Below are 20,725 nucleotides of genomic sequence, written 5' to 3' on the forward strand. Positions count from 1 at the left end.
ACTTTCTAGTTGTCATTCATCTGCCAAGTCTTTTGTGTTTTCTATGGCTTCTTATAAACGTCTGGAATTCAATAAGCCTCTACTTTCTACCTTTATTGATAAGTTAGATTTAGACCCGGATTTGATTTTAAATCACCCTAACCTTCCTTCAGTCTTGTCTTATGGTACTCTGGCTGCTTAAAAACTGTCCGAACTATTGTTATTAATCACTGGTTTGGTGAATTGGAAACGCAGACGGTGGCTGATGGCAAGACGGGAATCAGCATCCCAATTGCTTGCTGATGAAACTCAGTCAAATCGGCTTTCTTAGGATAATTTATCGAGCTTGGCGTTAATTTGTTTGCTTGGATTTTCACCTATTTAACGCTTGTGAGAGAAAGGGGTCAACAATCCAATACTCCGGGATGCCACAGGCGGAGGACTGAGCTCGTTTGCGTTGGCGAAGCCCTCGAAGAGGATCGTAGTCCCGTTTCCGACTCTGCCGGGACTGACGACCTTAACTACCAACTTAGGGGCAGGTATATTGAGGGTGAAAGTCAGCCTGTTGCCGTCAGGGGGATGTGCTCTGCGGTGAGAATTACCAAGTCGAGATAGGGGTTAGCTGCATCGCCCCGCAAGACAGGAACCTGGATTTCGCAGTTATGCGTTTTGATGAGCCGCCAGGGGATGCCAACATTAACTAGCACCCAAAATAAATAGTTGGCAATGGCGGTATTGGGTTCTAATTCTGGCGGCCGCGCGATTAACTTTCCATCAATCAATTCGTAGCGGTTGTCGGTATTGTCTTCATAGCTGAGGTATTCCTCGAAAGTTAGTTTTCGCAGGTTGATTTGGATCGTGACACTCTCCTTTACTCGCGCAATTAATATACTTTCATACATAAAATTAAACATTCAATAATCTTAAATCCCGATCGCCCTCACCGATAAGTCTCATGCAGTTTTTACTTGTCGCAACTGAGAATTTACCAATAGCTTGCTAGCATCATTGGCTGATAGTGCAGGGCTGAAATAATAACCCTGAATTTCTTGACAGTGGAGCGATCGCAAACACTCCAACTGCTCTTTAGTTTCTACTCCTTCGGCTACCACACTCAAGTTCAAATCTCGCCCCAGGGTCGCTACAGCATTGGCGATCGCCCGTTCGCACGGATCGGTCGTCAGTTCGCTGACAAACGACCTGTCTATTTTTAAGATATTCAAGGGAAACTTTTTGAGATAATTTAAAGAACAATAACCCGTGCCGAAATCGTCCAGCGCAATCTGCACTCCCATATTCTGCAACTCCCTCAGAACTGTTGTGGTATAATCCACATCTTGCATTGCTGTAGTCTCAGTAATTTCTAACTCTAAATACTGGGGTGCTAAACCAGTTTTTTCCAAGCAGTTCGCTACCATTTCTAATAAATTAAATTGCTGGAACTGCCGAGCCGAAACGTTGACTGCTACCCGCAAATTTGGCTGCAAAGCATCCTGCCAAGCTTTATTTTGAGTGCAGGCAGTTTGCAGCACCCATTCCCCAATGGATACAATTAGTCCGTTCTCTTCGGCGATCGGAATAAATGTAGCGGGAGTAACTAAACCTAATTCTGGATGTTGCCAGCGCAGCAGGGCTTCCATACCCTGAATTTTCCAAGTAGTGATGTTGACTTTTGGCTGGTAGAAAACCTCGAATTCTCCCTTTTCTAGAGCCTCGTGCAGCCTGTGTTCTATAGTTAGCAACTGGCTGCCTTGGGGATTAATTGTTGAAGTATATAACTGATAGTTATTTCTTCCCTTTTCTTTAGCGCGGTACAAGGCGGCATCGGCATTTTTGACTAAAGTTTCGGCATCTTCACCGTCATCTGGATAAAGGGCTATGCCGATGCTGCTGCTGACATGAAACGCCTGTTCTTCTAGTTTAAATGCTGGCTTTAAATTGTTGAGTATTCTTTGAGCTGTTTTAACTGCATCTTCTAAGCAATTGATGTCGGGAAGCAGTACGGTAAATTCGTCGCCTCCCCAGCGGGCAACCGTGTCAGTCGATCGCAAAGTGTCGCTGATGCGTCCGGCAAAACCTTCTAACAGGCGATCGCCCGCAGCGTGACCTAGTGTATCATTAATCTTTTTGAACCTGTCCAAGTCTAAAAACATCACAGCTAGCATTTTTTTTGTTGTTTTAGCTTTTTTTAATGACGCCAGCAGGCGCTCGTTAAAAAGTATCCGGTTCGGTAAACCGGTGAGTTGGTCGTAAACAGCTTGATAGCGGATAATTTCTTCAGCTTGCTTGCGCTGAGTGATGTCCATCATCGTGCCGATCGCCCTTACTGCTTTGCCACTTTCATTGCGGATGATATACCCGCGATCGAGCACAAAAACATATCCCCCGCCTGCACGGTGGAAGCTGTATTCCTCTGACCAACATTGAGCGTCTGAGTTCATTGCTTCATTGAAGCTTAACATCACTTTTTCTCGTTCTTCAGAATGAATATTTAGCCACCAGGATTCTAATTCTATCGTCTGAGTTTCGTTGAGTTTATATCCAAAAACGTTTTCAAACTCTTTACTCAACCAATACTCATTTTTTAACAAATCAAAATCCCATACTGCATCATTTGTCGCCCGCGTCAGCAGGTGAAAGCGTTCTTCGCTTTTGCGCAGCTTGTCTTCGGATTGCACGCGTTCCGTTACATCCCGAAAGCTAAATACTCGACCAGTAATTTCGCCTCCCGTGCGCTGTGGCAGCGAGTAGCGTTCCAAGATTCTGCCATCTTTAAATTCGATGATATCGAAACTTTCTGCTGCCGGGCGATCGGACAATTCTTTAGCGCGGTTGAGAAAGATTTCCGGGTATTTTAACTGGTTGATTCCGAAACCCAAAATTTGGTTGTTATCTCTCAAATCGAGCAGGAAATCTGGCAACCGCCACATTTGGGCAAATTTACGGTTAAAGCTGACAACTTTTCCTTGGCCGTCAACCGCCAGAATGCCGTCTGCTGTTGATTCAATGGTTGCCTGAAGCAAGGAAATAGATGTTTCTAGTTCTAACTTTGCTAACTTGCGATCGCTGATGTCAAACGCTGTAATTAATATTGAAGTTTTTCTCTCAAATTTGATAATATCTACAGTTGCTTCAATCCAGCGGGCTTCTCCTGTTTTCGTGAGAATTTTTATTTCATATTTTGAGCCGGCGCTTGCTGGTGGCTGGCTGCATTTACCCCAGTTTTTAACTATTTCTATAAAATCTAGATGAATTAAGTCGTATAAATCCAACCCTAGCAATTCTTTGCGAGTATATCCAGTCAGAGCTTCTGTCTGAGAATTGACATAGCGCAACTGTCTGCCGTGATAGATCAATGCTGCTGCATTAACAGTTTCTATCAGTTGCCGAAACTTTTTTTCACTGCGCCGCAAATTTCTTTCAGCCCGCTTGCTGTCGGTAAGATCTTGTGCTATGTACAACTGGCCGCTGACCTCGCCTTTGCCGTTGCGAATAGTGGAAATAGAAAGCAGTACAATTATTTTTTTTCCATGTTTGGAAAAATAGACTTTTTCTATGTTACAGACAGAACTTGCGGTTGTTAAATTTGTTGATTCTAAATCGGGCGTAGGTAATTCAGTTTTATTAAAAAGTTCGGCTATTGGTTTGCCTAACAACTCTTTTTTAGAGTATCCCAAAAGTTTACAGGTAGCTTGGTTTAACGACAGAATATGACCGCTCGGGGTGGTCGCAATTATCGAGACGTTCATTTCCTCGCAAATATCGAGGGCATATTCAGCAGTTTGCTGCAAATCTTGGGTCATTGTGGTAATAGTATCCCAGATATCCTGTTCTTTTTTTGGAGGCAACACTTTTTCTCCTTCTGGTAACTTGTCCTTCCCTGTTTCAGACTTCGTTTTGATTAACCCGATCGCTGTGGATAAGATATTTACTCTATTCGTCCTGATTAATAAGGAGATTACTACAGAAATAACAGCCAGATAAGCGATTATTTTTAACTTAAAACTACGCTCTTTTTCAGGTATTTCCTCAGATTGGATAAAATTGTTGCTGGGTAAAATTACTGGTTCTATGCGGGATAATTTACCTAAAAATAAGTCGGCGCTTACAGAAGCAGGAGGGCCAGATGCCGATCGCAAATAGCTAAATTTCTCAGGCTCAACCAAACTTTCTCCTAGAGTGCGGCCGTCTCTATCCCCTACACTTGCCAGCAATATTTTTGCATTAATGCAACATTCCACACCAAAAATAGCAGCAGTTAAAGATGCCAAAATTAATCGATATCTAATTTTCATTTGCTCCTGTTCCTAATGTTAAATAGATGCTTTTGCGCTGTAAAAAACCTGAACACACTCGCTCTTAACTTGAGGTAAACAACAAAACATATCCAACGTTATGGGCTGAATTTGATTTTACAACCAAATATTGGTGTTCGTAAATAATTATCATTTTAATCTTAAGTTAAAATGTGTCATCAGCCATTGTGCCACAAATTCTCAGCCATTATGCTCAGACACCGGCCCTAAGCGCGCTAAAATTAGATAATTCCTCCAAGGAGGCGGCTGGGATTGGTTATAAAAATAAACAATTAGCTTAAAATCGATGCAGACACCCACTAATTGAACCAATGAGTCAGACGATCCCAGAACTCCAAAAAGAAGTCCGCGCGCTGCAAGCAGAAGTTGCCGCCCTGCAAGAGTCGCGGGACCAACTTAGCGTACAGCGCTCTGAATGCCGAGTGGCAGTCAGTTTTCCCAAGAATAATACTCCTGAGGCCATTGCCGAGTTCCACCAGCAAAATGCTGCTTTTGGGGAGCAGTGGTTGCAGCAAATCCAGGAGATTGACCGAGAGACTAAAATTATTGAAAAGCAATTGCAACAAAAACAGGCTGTACTCAATTACAAACAAGGTGAATTAGAAAACTTGCTGGCTGGACAGCACTGGCAAGAAGTAGAAAACCACGTTCAAACTGGGGAAAAACGATTGCAAGCACAAGCTCGCAGAATCAATCAAGCAGCAGCGCAGCTAGAGGCAGAGATCCAAGCTTTAAAAGCACTGTACGATCAACTCAATCCCAGTTATTCCGAGTGGTTTCAACAACCCACTCAAATAGTTGAATTTTCTGCAAAAACTATTCCTTATGCTTTCCCCAGCAGCAGCGGGTTGATATTGGAAAACAAGGAGATTGAGTGGGAAAAAAAGTAGTGTTAAACTGTGAATTTTAAAGGTAAATTAGTAGGGTTGGATGTCGCCGTCGCAGGCTCCAATAAGCAAGATATTCGACGGCGAAATTCAAAGGTTTTTACCTAGGTTATTATCTGGCAATCAAAAAGTATACAACCTGGTTCTGCCTTAGCTGTAGCTAATGTTAAAAATATTGAGTCTCATTTTTTGAAACAGGTTTATTTTTAACTAGGGTGTCAATATAAAATATAAAATCTAACAGTCCTGGACGCATCAACTGGGTTGTACGAAAAAACTTCGTTGCAGCCCGGACTCCCTCTAAAAAACGCGGTTTATGAGAGTGAGGAGTGCGTAAGCTTTGTCTAAAATCTCAAATAGACTTACTGATGAAACAATTGATTTGGATAGCGCTATTTATTCTGGTTGCGGTGACGGCTGCGGGTTGGGGTTCTCACTCGTGGCAACGGTTGTCGGCTGTACCCGAAGTTTCGATCGATCGCAATATCCACACTTCCCAAAATCCTTCTCCCTTACCGCCTCCTGCTGAAAAAGATGCTTTTTCTTTGCCCCCAATTGACCAGTCCCGGTTGTGGAAACACGTCGATACTTTAGCTGGAGAACGCGATGGAGAACGATCTCGCTCTTTTACTAGAGACTACATTTCCCAACAACTGCAAACATTAGGATTTTCCCCTGATTTGCAGCGGTTCGCTCGCGGAATCAACGTTTTCGCTGAGAGAAAAGGAACTGACTCAAACGCGGGTGCAATTTTAGTCGCAGCACACTACGATACTGTGCCAAACTCCCCAGGCGCTGACGACAATGCGACGGGAGTTGCTGTAGTTTTAGAAGTAGCAAGATTGCTGGGTTCCCGCCCCACGCCTCGGACCTTGCAAGTAGCATTTTTCGACAGGGAAGAAATCGGACTTTTAGGCAGTTTAGCATTCACCGGTAGCGAGGCGCGGTTAAAAAATTTGCAGGGAGCGATCGTCCTCGATATGGTAGGTTATGCGTGCCGCACGCCCGGATGCCAGCAATATCCCGAAGGATTGACAGCGCAACCTTTTCTAGAAGCATCGGGGGTAAAATCTCCCGACAAAGGCGAGTTTATCGCTGTGATTGGGGATGCGGAACATCCGCTGCTGTTGAAAAGTTTTGCGGAGTCGGGAAAAGCCGATTTGCCGCCCGTGGTGGCGCTGCCGGTTCCCCTGAAAGGGTTGCTGACTCCCGATGTTTTGCGGAGCGACCACGCGCCTTTCTGGTATAAAGGAATTGGTGCTGTGTTGGTGACGGATACTGCAAATTTGCGATCGCCCCACTATCACCAATCTAGCGATACATTAGCAACTATCGATCGACCTTTTTTCGCCGGTTCTGCTCAAATTGTTGTTAATGCTACTGCTAAATTATTGGAAGTTCGCTAATTGGTAATCTACTTCTTACCAAGCTCTGCCTGGTAACGCTGCTCCGGAGGCTCTGCCTCCGATTTTCCCACTCAAAGCAAGCGAGGCAGAGCCTATGGACATCGGTTCCCAGGCAGAGCCTAGGAAACAGCTAAAATAACTAATAACAAATTAATTAATAACAAATAACCAATAACAAATGATTAACAAAGAAACACTGCAACGGCATTTATTGCAACTAGATAATCGAGGTTACAAAGCCTACAAAGACATTCAAGGTAACTACGAATTTTCTGAATTCACATTAATTATTGATTACGTGCAGGGAGATCCGTTTGCTTCTCCCAGTAAATTTAGAGTCAGAGTTCCCCCCAACATTGCTCAAATTCCTTGTCAACTTTTCAACTCTCGCAGTCGAGAAATAGCCCTCAGAGATTACCTAACTCGCCAGTTTGACAAAGCAGCCTACAGCATCAGCAGCAAACGCGGCACAGGAAAAAGTGGTATGATTGCAGTGACTCGCTTCGGACAAGAAGTTTTAGAACGAACTTCCGCATTTATCATTTCCTCAAATACATCCTATCTTGAAGATTTAGGAGGAGTTGAACTGCGATTTGCCGTCGGACTTCCAGCGAGTGGACGCAGTATTTTAGGGCGACAAGCTGCTGAAATGCTGTGCGAAGATATCCCGGAAATTGTCAGCAAATCTCTGAAGTATGCTAACTTAAATGCTGCTGAATGTCGCCGTCATGTTGAAACTGTAGAAGATGCTGACTGGCTGCGGAAACAGTTAGCTGAAAAAGGATTAGTTGCGTTTGTTGCTGACGGTTCTATTTTGCCCCGCCGCACGGGTGTTGACGATCGCCCTTTGTTAAATAATGCTGTGGCTTTTCAGTCGCCGCCGTCGTTAAAAGTTGACTTTAATTGTCCGAATCGCGGTTTGATTTCCGGTATGGGTATTCCCGCTGGCATTACTTTGATTGTTGGCGGCGGCTATCACGGCAAATCTACTTTACTCAGGGCGATCGAGTTGGGAGTTTACAACCGAATTCCGGGAGATGGTAGGGAATTTGTGGTGACTAATCCGGCGGCGGTTAAAATTAGGGCGGAAGATGGGAGAAGTGTGGCGGGAGTTGATATTTCGCCTTTTATTAACCACTTGCCGCAAGGTAGAGATACTGCACAATTTTATACTAAAAATGCGAGCGGTAGTACATCGCAAGCTGCTAATATTATTGAGGCTTTGGAAGTGGGGAGAAGGAAGAAGGAAGAAGGAAGAGGGAAGAGGGAAGAAGGAAGAGGGAAGAAGGAAGAAGGAAGAAGGAAGAGGGAAGAAGGAAGAGGGAAGAAGGAAGAAGCTCAGTTTTTTGTTTTAGAGACGGAATTAGTCGCTATTTCAGGAGGGGATTTAGTGCCTGTTTTATTGGTGGATGAGGATACGGCGGCGACGAATTTCATGATTCGCGATCGCCGAATGCAAGAACTCATCGCTAAGAATAAGGAACCGATTACGCCGTTTATTGATAAAGTGAGACAATTGTATGCGGATTATGGCGTATCGACTATTTTAGTAATGGGGGGAAGCGGAGATTATTTTGATGTGGCAGATACTGTGATTGCAATGGATAATTTTCAAGCAGATAACGTGACTGAAAAAGCTAAAGAGATTGCTAATAATTACTCGATTAGCCGTGCTGCTGAAGGGGGAGAAAATTTTGGTGAGATTACTCAAAGAGTGCCGATTCCTGCTAGTTTAGATCCGAGTCGGGGACGGCGAGATGTGCGGGTGAAGGTGCGGGATGTTGATGAATTGGCTTTCGGAACTGAGGAGATTGATTTGGGTGCTGTTGAGCAAATTGTGGACAGCGGACAGTTAAGGGCGATCGCAGCAGCAATGGTTTATGCTAAGCAGCAATACACGGACGGGAAACGCACTTTGTCGGAAATCATAGATTTGGTGATGGCAGATATTGACGCGCAGGGGATGGATATTTTATCGCCTTTTCCTGAAGGGGATTTTTCCATGTTTCGACGGTTTGAATTGGCGGCGGCAATTAATCGGCTTCGCAGTTTGTCGGTTGTTGCTAAGTAGACTTCCTTAATATAAGTGTATTGTTGTCCTACTTTTGATATGCTGACAAAAGTGAGTGCAAAAACCGCGATTGAAGTATGACAGGCAATATAGGACAACTGACTGCTTTAAGCGATCGACCGTATTTAGTATTAAGCAATCAAGGGGAGGTTTTACAGTTAGAGTTAAAACAGCAGCAGCACGTATTGGGGCGCGATCGCACTCGTGCTGATTTAGTCATTCCCGATGCTTGGCGGGCAGTTTCCGGGGTTCACGGTGTTTTGCGCCAAATTGGGAATAATTACTGGATTTACGACGGTGACGGGCAGCGGCCTAGCACTAATGGCTTATTTGTCGATCGCACTCGCATCACTCCCAATGACGGTTATTGTCTGAAAGACGGTACAGAAATTAAAATCGGTCTAGATCCTCAAAATCAAGTTTTGCTGACTTATTTTAATCCGCTGGCGAATCAGGTTGCTATCCCTAGCAAGCAGTCAATTCTTCTTAAGAATCGGTCGGTTTTGTTGGGTCGCGATCCAAACGCTTCGCTGCAATTAGATGCGCCGCTTGTTTCTAGACGCCACGCCACAGTTGACCAAGACAGTCGCGGCAATTATATTTTGCGAGACCACAGCGTTAACGGGGTTTTTGTGAACGGTCAGCGAGTCACAAATTCCGTACAATTGTCCGATGGAGATGCAATTCGGATCGGCCCGTTTACTCTAACTTACCGCAGCGGTGAGTTGGAGATGCAAGACTCCGGCAATCAAATTCGTTTGGATGCTGACAGTCTGGTGATTCCAAAGCGTTTGGATGGGATAAAATTAGCGATCGAACCGGGGCAGTTTGTGGCTTTAGTCGGCGGTAGCGGTGCGGGAAAATCTACTTTAATGCGGACGCTTTTAGGCATCGAAAAAACTACTAACGGCGCTGTGTTTCTCAACGGCGACAACCTGCGCCAAAATTTCAATATTTACCGCAATCAAATTGGTTACGTGCCTCAAGATGATATTGTTCACGCAGATTTAACAGTAGAAGAAGTCTTGAGTTATGCAGCTAAATTGCGATTACCTCCCGATACAGATGTCAATCAGGTAGTCGCAAAAACTTTAGAAGATATTGAAATGACTCACCGCCGCAAGGCTTTGGTAAAACAGCTTAGCGGCGGACAGCGGAAGCGGGTCAGCATCGGAGTTGAACTGTTAGCAGACCCGAAACTTTTCTTTTTAGACGAACCGACTTCAGGACTAGATCCGGGTTTGGATAAGAAGATGATGCAACTGCTGCGAAAGTTGGCAAATCAAGGCCGGACGGTGATTCTGGTGACTCACGCGACGGCAAATATCACGATGTGCGATCGGATCGTTTTTATGGGTCGCGGCGGACGCCTCTGTTACTTCGGCCCGCCTAGGGAAGCGCTCGATTTTTTCGATGTCAAAACTGGCGATTTTGCAGACATTTACAACGAATTAGAAACAGGAGAAAACAACGTTTTAATCTGGGCGGAAAAGTTTAATAAATCTCCCTACTATCAGCGCTATATTGTCAACCACTTCAGCATCGGCAACCCCGGTGGACAAACACCCTCTGCACCTTCTGTGCCAAAATCTGTATCTTTTGTCAAACAACTCCTTTTGCTCGCCCAGCGCTATTTTCAGCTTATTTCGCGGGACTTAGTTAACTTGAGTTTAGCTCTTTTAACAGCGCCGATCGGCATTAGTTTGCTGCGGTTGGCCGTCAGAGACAAAGACCCGTTAATTGGAGCGCCGGAGGCAACTTTAGCACCTTTGGCGCTCAGAGTTTTGTTTGTATTTACCTGCGCGGCTATTTGGGTGGGACTGGCAACTTCTCTCCAAGAAATTGTTAAAGAATCTGCTATTTATTTGCGCGAACGTTTGGTAAATTTAGGATTGTTTGCTTATTTGGGTTCAAAGTTTTTCATACTTTCTGGTTTGGCAGTATTGCAAACGCTGTTAATGGTAGGAGTTATTCTGAGTGCCTTTAAATCCCCCGAACCGAGTTTTATTTCCTGGCCTGTGGGAGCAAGTATTACCACATTCCTAACTTTAATGAGCTGCATAAGTCTCGGATTAGTCGTTTCCGCGATTGTTAAAAATAGCTCTCAAGCTAACAGCGCTTTGCCTCTATTATTGCTGCCTCAGATTATTTTTTCGGGAGTTTTGTTTAAGATGGAAGGTGCGGCGAGCAAGTTTTCTTGGCTGATGTTAAGCCGCTGGTCTGTGGGTGCTTACGGCTCTTTAGTTAATGTGAATGCGATGGTTCCCGCACCTACTACATTACCGGATGGGAGTACGCTTCCTCAGCCCTTTGAGCCTACTCCGGTTTACGATCCAACGTGGGAGAACTTGGGTTTAAACTGGGGTATTTTGTGCGTGCATATTTTTGTTTATTTGATGTTGACTCTGTGGTTGCAGAAGCGGAAAGATATTTTATGAATTACTGGCTGATGAAGTCGGAACCGGATGTTTACAGTATTGCGGACTTGAAGGGCGATCGCACTTGTACTTGGGACGGCGTTCGGAACTATCAAGCGCGCAATTTTATGCGAGAAATGAGTCGGGGAGATTTAGTATTTTTTTACCATTCTAATACTAAAACTCCAGGAATTGTCGGGTTGGTGCGCGTCGTTGAGACTGGGATTGCTGACCCGACTCAGTTCGATATAAATAGCGAATATTACGATCGTAAATCGCAGTTTGATGCACCTCGCTGGCAAACTGTGAGAGTTGAGTTTGTTGAGGAATTTGCTAAATTAATATCTTTGGATTTACTGAAACAAAAGTTTAGTGCTGATGAGATTTGGGTGGTCAGGAAAGGCACTCGGTTATCGGTGATGCCGGTATCTGAAGGTGCAGCCCAGAAGATTTTGAAGATTAGAGAATCTAATGATTAAACCACAGAGAACGCAGAGAGCACAGAGTCAGAAAAAAGAGAGATGAATAATTCCGATGCCAACAGATTTGATATTACCCACAGTCAGGAAACGGCAGTGCCGTTTCCCTACAATTAATCTGGCGATGGTTACATCTCTAAGGTCGTGCTCATGATTATTTTGGGGTAGGGAAACGGCACTGCCGTGTCCGTCCTTGCCTATCATGTCTGAGTGCAACCGGAATTAATACCACAGGCAAGATGCCTGTGGTACAAATTGCTTGTGGGGTGGGCATCTTGCCCGCCCAAACTATTTAAAATTATCCTAAAGACCTGCCGCACAAACTGCGGCTCCAATTAACCCTACATTATCATTCAAAACAAGACGAACAGGCATCATTTCTAACAGCGAATCCATCCGGCCTTTGTGGGTAAAAGCCCGCATAAAACCCCCTTCTAGAATCAGCGGCAAAATCTTAGCAGCAATGCCGCCAGCTACGTACAAACCGCCGTAAGGTAACAGTGTCACAGCCAGATTTCCCGCCACAGCGCCGTAAGCTTCTACAAACATTTGCATTGTTTGTTCGGAAAGCCGATCGCACTTTTTGAGTGCCGCCTGCGCAATTGTCGCCCCCGGATCGACACTCTTCTCGCTTTTACCGATTTCTGACTCCCATTTTTTGATAACTTCCCCTACCTCCGGCGATTCAGGAGCAAACTTTCTGTCCCGCAAAAACTGGTAAATTGAAACAATCCCTTGTCCCGAAACTACACGCTCGATGGATATTCTTTGAATGTCGTGTTTTGCTAACAAATATTTCAGCAATTGAAACTCCAACTCCGAACGAGGAGAAAAGTCACCGTGTCCCCCTTCCGAAGAAAAAACCCTGATGCCATTTGCCTCGGGAATTGCAAAACAATTTCCCAAACCAGTCCCCGCACCAATAACAGCAATTGGATCGTGTTGGCGGGGTTTTCCTACTTGCAAAATGTGCAAATCTCGCTCGTCTAAACCCCACACGCCGTAGCCAACCGCAACAAAATCATTAATTAAACTGACGCGGGATATTCCTAATTCTTGTTCCAGACGCTTCGCATCCAGCCTCCAAGGCAAATTAGTCAGTTTTGCAGTGTTGTTAACCACTGGCCCTGCGATCGCAAAACAAGCTTTTTCAGGTTCAGGTGCAAAATTCAACTTAATAGCAGCTTCCGTCAAAAACTGCTGCACCATCGGTACTAAATCAGGGAACTCCCCGCTCGGATAGCGAAACTCGTAAAGAGCATTCATTTCACCCTTAACAGTCCTTTCCACCAAGCGTAAAATTGTCTTAGTTCCGCCAATATCGCCCGCTAATAATAATGCCATAAATCTCTTTTTCCACCAAACATAACATTCCCCATTTAAACACCCACAGTATTAATTGCCAACCAAGCACGCAGCACCTCAGCCACAGTCCAAGCTTGAGCCGTGCAGCCTCGGGGCGAGTGGGGGGCGTCGCCCTCAAAAATTTCGCTCAGACTGCCAACTCCGCCGGCCATTATATGATGTGCCATCGGTTCGAGGAATTCGCGAGCTTGTGCTGGGTCTTTGTATACGTGCAAGTGCGCCAAGACAAACGGGCCAATCAGCCAGCCCCAAGCTGTACCCTGGTGGTAGGCGCTGTCGCGCTGCAATTGGTCGCCTCCGTATGCGCCGCGATACTGCGGGTGCTGCGGCGAGAGGCTGCGGAGGCCGACAGAAGTCAGAAGCTGTTGAGCGCAGCCGTCCACAACGCCGCCACGCTGGATGGGCGTCAGTAACGGTGTATAGCGGGTTTCCTGGCGCATCCCCGCTGACAAGGAGTTGGCGGAGTGAGGAGAAATCGAGTTTAGGGGCAGGGATACGGCGAATATTTGGTTGGGCCGCAGGGAGCTATCGTGTCCGTCGGGGCCGTCGAGAACGTCGTAACAGTAACCGGTTGAGGCGTTCCAGAAGCGAGGGAATCCGGCGGCCGTTCGATCGCCCAATTGCTCGTATTCATTGTGAGGCTTGCCCAGTTTTCGAGCAAAACTTGCCATAGCTTGTATAGCATTGTACCAAAGCGCGCTGAGTTCGATCGGCTTACCAATCCGAGGCGTCACCACCCAATCGCCGATTTTCGCGTCCATCCAAGTCAGTTGCACACCCTTCTCGCCCGCGTAGATTAAACCGTCATCAGGATCGAGGCGGATGTTATACCGAGTTCCCTGTACGTGCCAATCAACTATCTCACATAAGGTCGGCCAGAGCTCGCTCAAAAGTTCGTCGTCCCCCGTGGCATCGATATAAGCGCGAATTGCCTCAAAGTACCACAGAGTGGCGTCTGCGGTGTTGTATTCCGGTGCGCCGCCCGCATCCGGGAAGCGGTTCGGCAGCATCCCCCGATCGACATACCGCGCAAATGTCCGCAAAATCGAGCGCGCAATTTCCCATCGCCCGGTACAGATTGTGAGGCCTGGCAGGGCGATCGTCGTGTCGCGCCCGTAGTCGCTGAACCAGGGATATCCGGCGATGATCGTTTTGCCTTCGGGTTCCTCCGCTAGCGGGCGGCTGACGATAAATTGGTCGGCGGCTAGCACTAAGGTATTGATCCAGTCGGGAGATTCGCTCACTTTGGACCAGTTGTGCAGCAGTTGTTGGTCATAAGTGTGGCGCACTTCTAAAGCTTTACCGCCGTTGAGTTCTGGATTTTTCTCGGTGCTGGCTATCAATGTGAGAGAACTTCCCGGTGCGATCGTCATGTGAAAAGTCGCCGCGTGCAAGTGATCCTCGCAGCAGTCCAATCCGCGCCGCTTTTCTGCTGCCAAGTCAAATCCGTAGTACCAATTGTATAAGGGCGTAGAGACGCGAAATTGTGCCTCTGGTTCGGCATCCGTCAGCAGGTACAGGGGTGCAGACTTGGGAAAAGCCGTCACGCAAACCCCGCTTTCCAAGGTTTCTAGGCTCATCTGCCAGTCGCCGGCGCTCGTCGTGTGGTGGTAGTCGCGATAGTTGATTAGGGCTTTGACAGCGAGGGCGATCGGTTTTGAGGCGCGGTGCAAGCGGTATTGAATATATGTTGTGTTAGCACTTTGCTGCATCCAAATCCGCTTTTCTACGATAGCGTCAGCAAGAGCAAACCTCCAAACTGGCGTCGTGCCTTCGAGGTGAAAGCTTTCGACATATTTGTAGCCGTGGGGTCCGATCGTACCGTCGGCCCAGCGGTTTGTATAAAGCGGATAGGGGCGATCGTTATACACAGCCGTCTCGTCTAGCTTGGCGAGCATCAAAGTCCGTCCCAGCGGGGGTTTGAGGGCTGCTACCAGCAAGCCGTGATAGCGGCGGGTGAGGAGATTTGCGATCGTCCCGCTAGCATAACCGCCGATCCCGTTTGTGACCAACCACTCCCGAGACTCCGCCGAGTCGAGATTGCAGCAGATTTCCCGTCCAAAAGCCATAACCATAAAATCCACACTCGCGCTGATTTTTGACCTACCTTTAGGTAGATTTTCGACATGATATCAACCAGAAATATTAGCCTTTGCAGGTCGTTAATTTGGCGATCGCCCCCGTGCAGATTCATGCTCTAATTTAGACATAACCAACAGCTACTTTTGCCTAATACACAATTCTAACCCTTGATGGCTCTGTCTAAAGTTAGTTGTTTGTTATATTAAGTAATATTACCTTCTAAACAGGCGCTGAACGTTAAGGGCCAAGCATTTGATAGCGCGTCGGGCGATCGAACCACCAACCTATTTTATAAGGAGAACAGCTCAAAGTGAAGATAGGAGCAAATTACCTCGGCAACAACCAATGTGAATTTACCCTTTGGGCGCCCACCATCAAACAAATAGCAGTCCAAATAGTTTCCCCAAAAAAACGCCTGATACCCATGCAACAAACTGCAGAAGGTTATTGGCAAACCACAGCTACAGACATTGAACCAGGAACCCTTTATACCTACCAAATCGAAGGAAAAACCGACCGACCAGACCCAGCCTCAAAATATCAACCTCAAGGCGTACACGCCCCGTCGCAAGTAATAGATCAAAACGTTTTTACTTGGACCGATCCAAATTGGAAAGGCGTGCCGCTAGCCGAAATGATTATCTACGAACTGCACGTCGGCACATTCACCCAAACCGGAACATTTGAAGCAATAATTCCCCAACTCAAACAACTTAAAGAATTGGGAATCAACGCCATCGAAATAATGCCAGTATCCCAATTCCCCGGCGAGCGAAACTGGGGATACGACGGCGTATATCCCTACGCCGTCCAAAACTCCTACGGCGGTCCCGAAGGCTTCAAAAAACTCGTCAACGCCTGCCACGAACACGGGATTTCAGTAATTCTCGATGTAGTTTACAACCACCTCGGCCCCGAAGGAAACTATCTCAGGGACTTCGGCCCCTACTTTACCTCAAAATACGGATCGATTTGGGGAGATCCCCTCAACTTCGACGACGCCTACAGCGACGGCGTGCGTAACTACTTTATTGAAAACGCTCTATACTGGTTTCGAGACTATCACATCGATGCCCTGAGATTAGATGCAATTCAAGCAATATTTGAAGTAGGTGCAAGACCTTTTTTACAAGAACTATCCGATGCCACAGCCGATATTTCCCAAGAACTAGGACGGCAACTTTACTTAATAGCCGAAAGCGACTTAAACGATGTCCGCACTGTACGTCCCAAAGAACTGGGGGGCTTCGGATTAGACGCCCAATGGTGCGATGATTTCCACCACGCACTGCACACCTTGCTCACCGGAGAAGACGACCGATACTACCAAGATTTCGGCAAGTGCGAACACTTAGAAAAATCCTTCAAAGAAAGCTTTGTTTACTCCGGCCAGTACGCCCCCCACAGAAAACGGAAACACGGCAATTCTGTCAAAGATGAACCGGGCCATAAATTTGTGGTATTTTCCCAAACCCACGACCAAATCGGCAACCGAATTTTGGGAGACCGACTCTCGAAAATAGTTGACTTTGAAGGATTGAAACTCGCCGCAGGCACAGTCTTGATTTCTCCCTACATTCCCTTCTTTTTTATGGGAGAAGAATACGGAGAAGAAGCCCCCTTTCTCTACTTTGTTTCCCACTCAGACGCTAACTTAATTGAAGCTATCCGCAAAGACAAACAACAAGAGTTTAAAATCTTTGAAGGGCGAGGCGAGTTTCAAGATCCCCAGAGTCCTGATAGTTTCCAAAAGTGCAAGTTAAACTGGGAAAAACAAACAGAAGGCAAACACAAAATCCTCTGGGAATGGCACCAACATTTGATTCAACTGCGGCGGACAATACCGGCCCTTAAAAAACTAGACAAAAACAGTCTAGAAGTGTCCAGCATGGAAGCGGAAAAAATCTTATTTCTACGTCGCTGGACAGATGACAGCCAGATATTCTGCATTCTAAACTTCAACAGGCAAGAGGTAGCTTTTACGGCTGCACTGCCCCAAGGCAACTGGAACAAAATTTTAGACTCTGCTGATGAAAAATGGATGGGTTCAGGTTCTAGCTTACCTGAAAAGATAAATTCACAGCAAGAATTGACTGTTAAACCCCAGAGTTTTGCACTCTACGAAATAATACAGAAATAGTAGGTTGGGCGGAGCGAAGTTTAGGGTTCGCTGCCGCTCAACCCAACAACTGATTTTAGATTGGGGATTTGAGATTTTAGATGGGAGCCAAAATCTCAAATTTCAAATATCAAATCTCACTAAAATCTCCAGTTAATGACGTTGGGCGGAGTGAAACGGAGAGTTCGTTCTCCACCCAACCTACTCTTTCTAATTTAACACAACAAATCCCACCAACTAACTAATTAGGAGTAAAATTAAGATGAGAATTCCCACAACAACTTATCGGATTCAATTTCATGCAGGTTTTAACTTTGAAGCAGCCAAACAAATTCTTAGCTATCTGGAAGAATTAGGAATTACCGACATTTACGCTTCACCAATATTTAAAGCCAGAAAAGGCAGCAGTCACGGATACGATGTCGTGGACTCAAATCAGCTCAATCCCGAATTGGGAACATCAGAAAACTTTGAAGCGCTCACATACGAAATCAATAAACGGAACATGGGATGGCTGCAAGATATTGTCCCGAACCACATGGCTTACGATACTCAAAACTTGCTGCTGTTAGACGTATTGGAACACGGGCCGGATTCCGACTATTTCGATTACTTCGATATTGAATGGAATCACGCTTACGAACATCTCAGAGGTCGAGTGCTGGCTCCGTTGCTGGGGAATTTTTATGGAGAGTGTCTGGAAAATGGCGAGATTCAACTCAAATACAGCGAAATTGGGCTGACTATCAATTATTATAGCTTACAATTGCCAGTAAAAATTGAATCTTATGCTAAATTTATCAGTCATAACTTGGGGCATTTAGCCAGAGAATTAGGTCGACGCCATCCAGATTTTATCAAGTTTTTGGGAATTCTTTATTTGATTAAAAATACACCTTCAGAAACTAAAGGTAAAGCCAGATACGATCAGATAGCTTTTGTCAAAGGACTGCTGTGGGAACTGTACAATCAAAATCCCCTGGTGCAGGAATTTATAGATGAAAATATCAAAGTTTTTAACGGAGAAAAGGGGAATGCCGAAAGTTTTAATTTGCTGGACGATTTGCTTTCCGAGCAGTTTTACCGTCTGGCCTTCTGGAAAGTGGGGGCCGAAGAAATTAACTACCGAAGGTTTTTTACAGTCAACGAACTGATTTCGGTAAAAGTTGAAGAGATTAAAGTTTTTCACAAAAACCACGCTTTGATCTTCGACCTAGTTGAAGAGGGAAAGTTTACCGGATTGAGAATCGACCACATCGACGGACTGTACGACCCCACAGAATATTTGAAACGCCTCCGGGAGAGAACCGGAGACACTTACATCACTGTTGAAAAGATTCTGGAACACGAAGAAGATTTGCCTTCATATTGGCCGATTGAGGGAACGAGCGGCTACGACTTTTTGAACTACGTAAACGGCGTTTTCTGTCGGTGCGATCGCGAACAGCAATTTAGCGAAATATATCAGAGATTTACTCGCTTGAATGTTCCCTACGAACAGTTGTTTTTAGATAAAAAAGGGCTGATTGTTGAGAAAAATTTGGCTGGAGATGTAGACAATCTGGCTCAATTATTGAAAAATATCTCCGGTCAATCCAGACAGGGAAACGACTTTACTCGTCCCGGTTTGGAAAAAGCACTGGCGGCTGTTTTAACAATTTTTCCAGTCTACCGAACTTACATCAATCAAGACGGTTTGAGAGAGTCCGATCGCACTTACGTAAAATATGCGATCGCCCACGCCAAAGAACAAGTACCGCGACTCCTCAAGGAACTTAAATTTATCGAAACAGTGCTCTTGCTGGAAGAAGAAGAAACCCTAACAACAGAACAAAAAGAGCAGCGCCGGCACTTTGTCATGAAACTCCAGCAGTTGACAGGCCCATTAATGGCAAAAGGCGTTGAAGACACGCTTTTATACGTCTACTATCGGCTTTTATCCCTCAACGAAGTCGGAGGAAACCCCAGTCAGTTCGGCGTTCCGCTAGTAGATTTTCACGAGTTCAACCAACAGCAGCAAGCCGCTTGGCCGCACAAAATGAATGCTACAGCTACCCACGATACCAAACGCGGCGAAGATGTGCGAGCCAGAATAAACGTTTTGTCAGAAATTCCCGATGAATGGGAACAGCAAGTCAGGTCTTGGAGAGAGGTAAACTCTTCTAAGAAAGTCAACTTTGTGAATCGAATGGTTCCCGATACTAATGACGAATACTTCCTGTACCAAACTCTGCTAGGCAGTTTTCCTTTTGAGGGAATTGAAAACACTGATTATGTCGATCGCCTGAAAGATTATGTCATTAAAGCTGTCCGCGAAGCCAAAGTTTATACGGCTTGGCTGAGACCGGATAACGACTACGAAACTGGTTTTATGACCTTTGTCGATAGCGTTCTCGAACCTTCCGAACAAAATCAGTTTCTCCAGAAATTTACACCTTTCTGGAAAAAAGTAGCTCTTTACGGAATTTTTAATTCTTTATCTCAAACGCTGCTGAAAATCACGGCTCCGGGCGTTCCCGACATTTATCAAGGGACGGAATTCTGGGATTTAAGCCACGTCGATCCCGATAACCGCCGTCCCGTTGACTTTGAGCGCAGAATCGAGGTTTTGCGGGAAATTAAAGAGCAAGCTCAGACGGATATTTTGCAACTGGTTGAAGATTTGATTGCTACGCGAGAAGACGCTAGAATTAAGTTGTTTTTGACGGCAAGAGCGCTAGAAGCGAGAAAAAAATACTTGCAAGTTTTTCAATCAGGCGACTATCTGCCGCTGCAAGCAGTTGGCACGTTTAAAGATAATGTTGTTGCCTTTGCCAGAAGCTTTGAAGATACTACCGTTATTGTCATTGCTCCCCGGTTTTTGGCGGGAATTGTCAAACCGGAAGAAATGCCGATCGGCAAAGAAGTCTGGAAAGATACTAATTTGAAGTTGTCCGAGGAAATGCCGTCGGTTTGGAAAGATGCGATTACAAATCAGGCGGTAGAAAGTAACGGTACGTTGGCAATTAGTGAAGCTCTGAGTTACTTTCCCGGGGCTCTGCTGATCGGTAAAAAATAGCACTTAAATAGTCTGCCAGGGCGGACTTTATACAGCTAGCGGCAGGTTTTGACCTGTCGCTTTTTTAGTTATAAAAATAGCAGCAAAGCAATTTGAGTGGCGCGATGAATAGCAAAATGCGATCGCTCGTCTAAACCGGAATCAGTACCGAAACCAGAGTTTCTTGGTGGGCTTACCTATTTTTCCGAGACGAATTCATTGCCGAAGCAGATGCTACGATCGACCGCTTAGCAGCTTATAATAATACGCCTGCTGCACTGTCCGATCGCGATCGAGCCTTTTTACTGTCAGTCATCGAACACCCGCCAGCAACGTCTGAAGGATTCCTCGCATTATTGGCAGATTATTAAACACAACAGTAAAGCGAGTGAATTAAGCTATTAACCGTGTAGAAGATATAAACCGAAGTACGATCACTCTTAGAAAAAACCCATTAAATTCGGGAAATACAAAATTAGATGCCTCTCTCAAACGATATGCAAAGCAGAAGCATCGCCTCGGTACTGCTAGAACTTTTGTAGGTTTAGCAGGTGAAAATAACTAGAC

11 protein-coding genes and 1 pseudogene are annotated in these 20,725 nt (G+C 45.6%); 8 read left to right on the forward strand and 4 right to left on the reverse strand.

The genetic code is table 11. The features are described 5' to 3' along the window. Positions 1-181 (forward strand): annotated as a pseudogene (locus QUA54_RS17285) (transposase); the annotation flags it as partial. Between the two features lie 355 nt (positions 182-536). Here QUA54_RS17285 and QUA54_RS17290 read toward each other — a convergent pair. Beyond that, positions 537-881 carry a hypothetical protein gene (locus tag QUA54_RS17290; protein ID WP_333415585.1) on the reverse strand — a complete coding sequence of 115 codons (345 nt, stop codon included), beginning with the start codon at positions 879-881 and terminating at the stop codon, positions 537-539. A 51-nt stretch (positions 882-932) separates the two neighbouring features. Beyond that, the gene (locus tag QUA54_RS17295) at positions 933-4,274 is read right to left on the reverse strand and encodes an EAL domain-containing protein (RefSeq protein WP_333415586.1); all 3,342 of its coding nucleotides are present in this window, start codon (positions 4,272-4,274) and stop codon (positions 933-935) included. A gap of 332 nt (positions 4,275-4,606) precedes the next feature. Between QUA54_RS17295 and QUA54_RS17300 the strand changes: the two genes are divergently transcribed. From QUA54_RS17300 to QUA54_RS17320, 5 genes are all read left to right on the forward strand, one after another. Beyond that, positions 4,607-5,185: a hypothetical protein gene (locus QUA54_RS17300; RefSeq protein ID WP_333192513.1), complete on the forward strand. Its 579-nt coding sequence runs from the start codon at positions 4,607-4,609 to the stop codon at positions 5,183-5,185. A gap of 365 nt (positions 5,186-5,550) precedes the next feature. Next, positions 5,551-6,588: a M20/M25/M40 family metallo-hydrolase gene (locus QUA54_RS17305; RefSeq protein ID WP_333415587.1), complete on the forward strand. Its 1,038-nt coding sequence runs from the start codon at positions 5,551-5,553 to the stop codon at positions 6,586-6,588. 178 nt (positions 6,589-6,766) lie between these two features. Then, on the forward strand, positions 6,767-8,659 hold the full coding sequence (locus QUA54_RS17310; RefSeq protein ID WP_333415588.1) for a P-loop domain-containing protein: 1,893 nt from the start codon (positions 6,767-6,769) through the stop codon (positions 8,657-8,659). Positions 8,660-8,736: 77 nt separating this feature from the next. Continuing rightward, a complete protein-coding gene (locus QUA54_RS17315) occupies positions 8,737-11,097 on the forward strand; it encodes an FHA domain-containing protein (protein ID WP_333415589.1) in 2,361 nt (786 codons plus the stop codon). After that, on the forward strand, positions 11,094-11,555 hold the full coding sequence (locus tag QUA54_RS17320; RefSeq protein ID WP_333415590.1) for an EVE domain-containing protein: 462 nt from the start codon (positions 11,094-11,096) through the stop codon (positions 11,553-11,555). The genes QUA54_RS17315 and QUA54_RS17320 overlap by 4 nt, the downstream gene beginning before the upstream one ends. A gap of 303 nt (positions 11,556-11,858) precedes the next feature. On the opposite strand, the gene QUA54_RS17325 is transcribed toward QUA54_RS17320, so the two are convergent. After that, positions 11,859-12,899 (reverse strand): glucokinase, encoded by a 1,041-nt coding sequence (locus QUA54_RS17325; protein WP_333415591.1) that lies wholly within the window; start codon positions 12,897-12,899, stop codon positions 11,859-11,861. Positions 12,900-12,934: 35 nt separating this feature from the next. Continuing rightward, a complete protein-coding gene (locus QUA54_RS17330) occupies positions 12,935-14,995 on the reverse strand; it encodes an amylo-alpha-1,6-glucosidase (RefSeq protein ID WP_333415592.1) in 2,061 nt (686 codons plus the stop codon). A gap of 317 nt (positions 14,996-15,312) precedes the next feature. Here QUA54_RS17330 and treZ point away from each other — a divergent pair, with 317 nt between their 5' ends. Both treZ and treY read left to right on the forward strand, forming a co-directional pair. Then, positions 15,313-17,142: a malto-oligosyltrehalose trehalohydrolase gene (gene treZ / locus QUA54_RS17335; protein ID WP_333415593.1), complete on the forward strand. Its 1,830-nt coding sequence runs from the start codon at positions 15,313-15,315 to the stop codon at positions 17,140-17,142. A gap of 241 nt (positions 17,143-17,383) precedes the next feature. Continuing rightward, positions 17,384-20,179, forward strand: coding sequence for a malto-oligosyltrehalose synthase (treY, locus tag QUA54_RS17340; protein ID WP_333415594.1), 2,796 nt, complete (start codon positions 17,384-17,386; stop codon positions 20,177-20,179). Positions 20,180-20,725: the final 546 nt, after the last annotated feature.

The sequence above is a fragment of the Microcoleus sp. MOSTC5 genome (assembly GCF_036701825.1).
Taxonomy (GTDB): domain Bacteria; phylum Cyanobacteriota; class Cyanobacteriia; order Cyanobacteriales; family Microcoleaceae; genus Microcoleus; species Microcoleus asticus.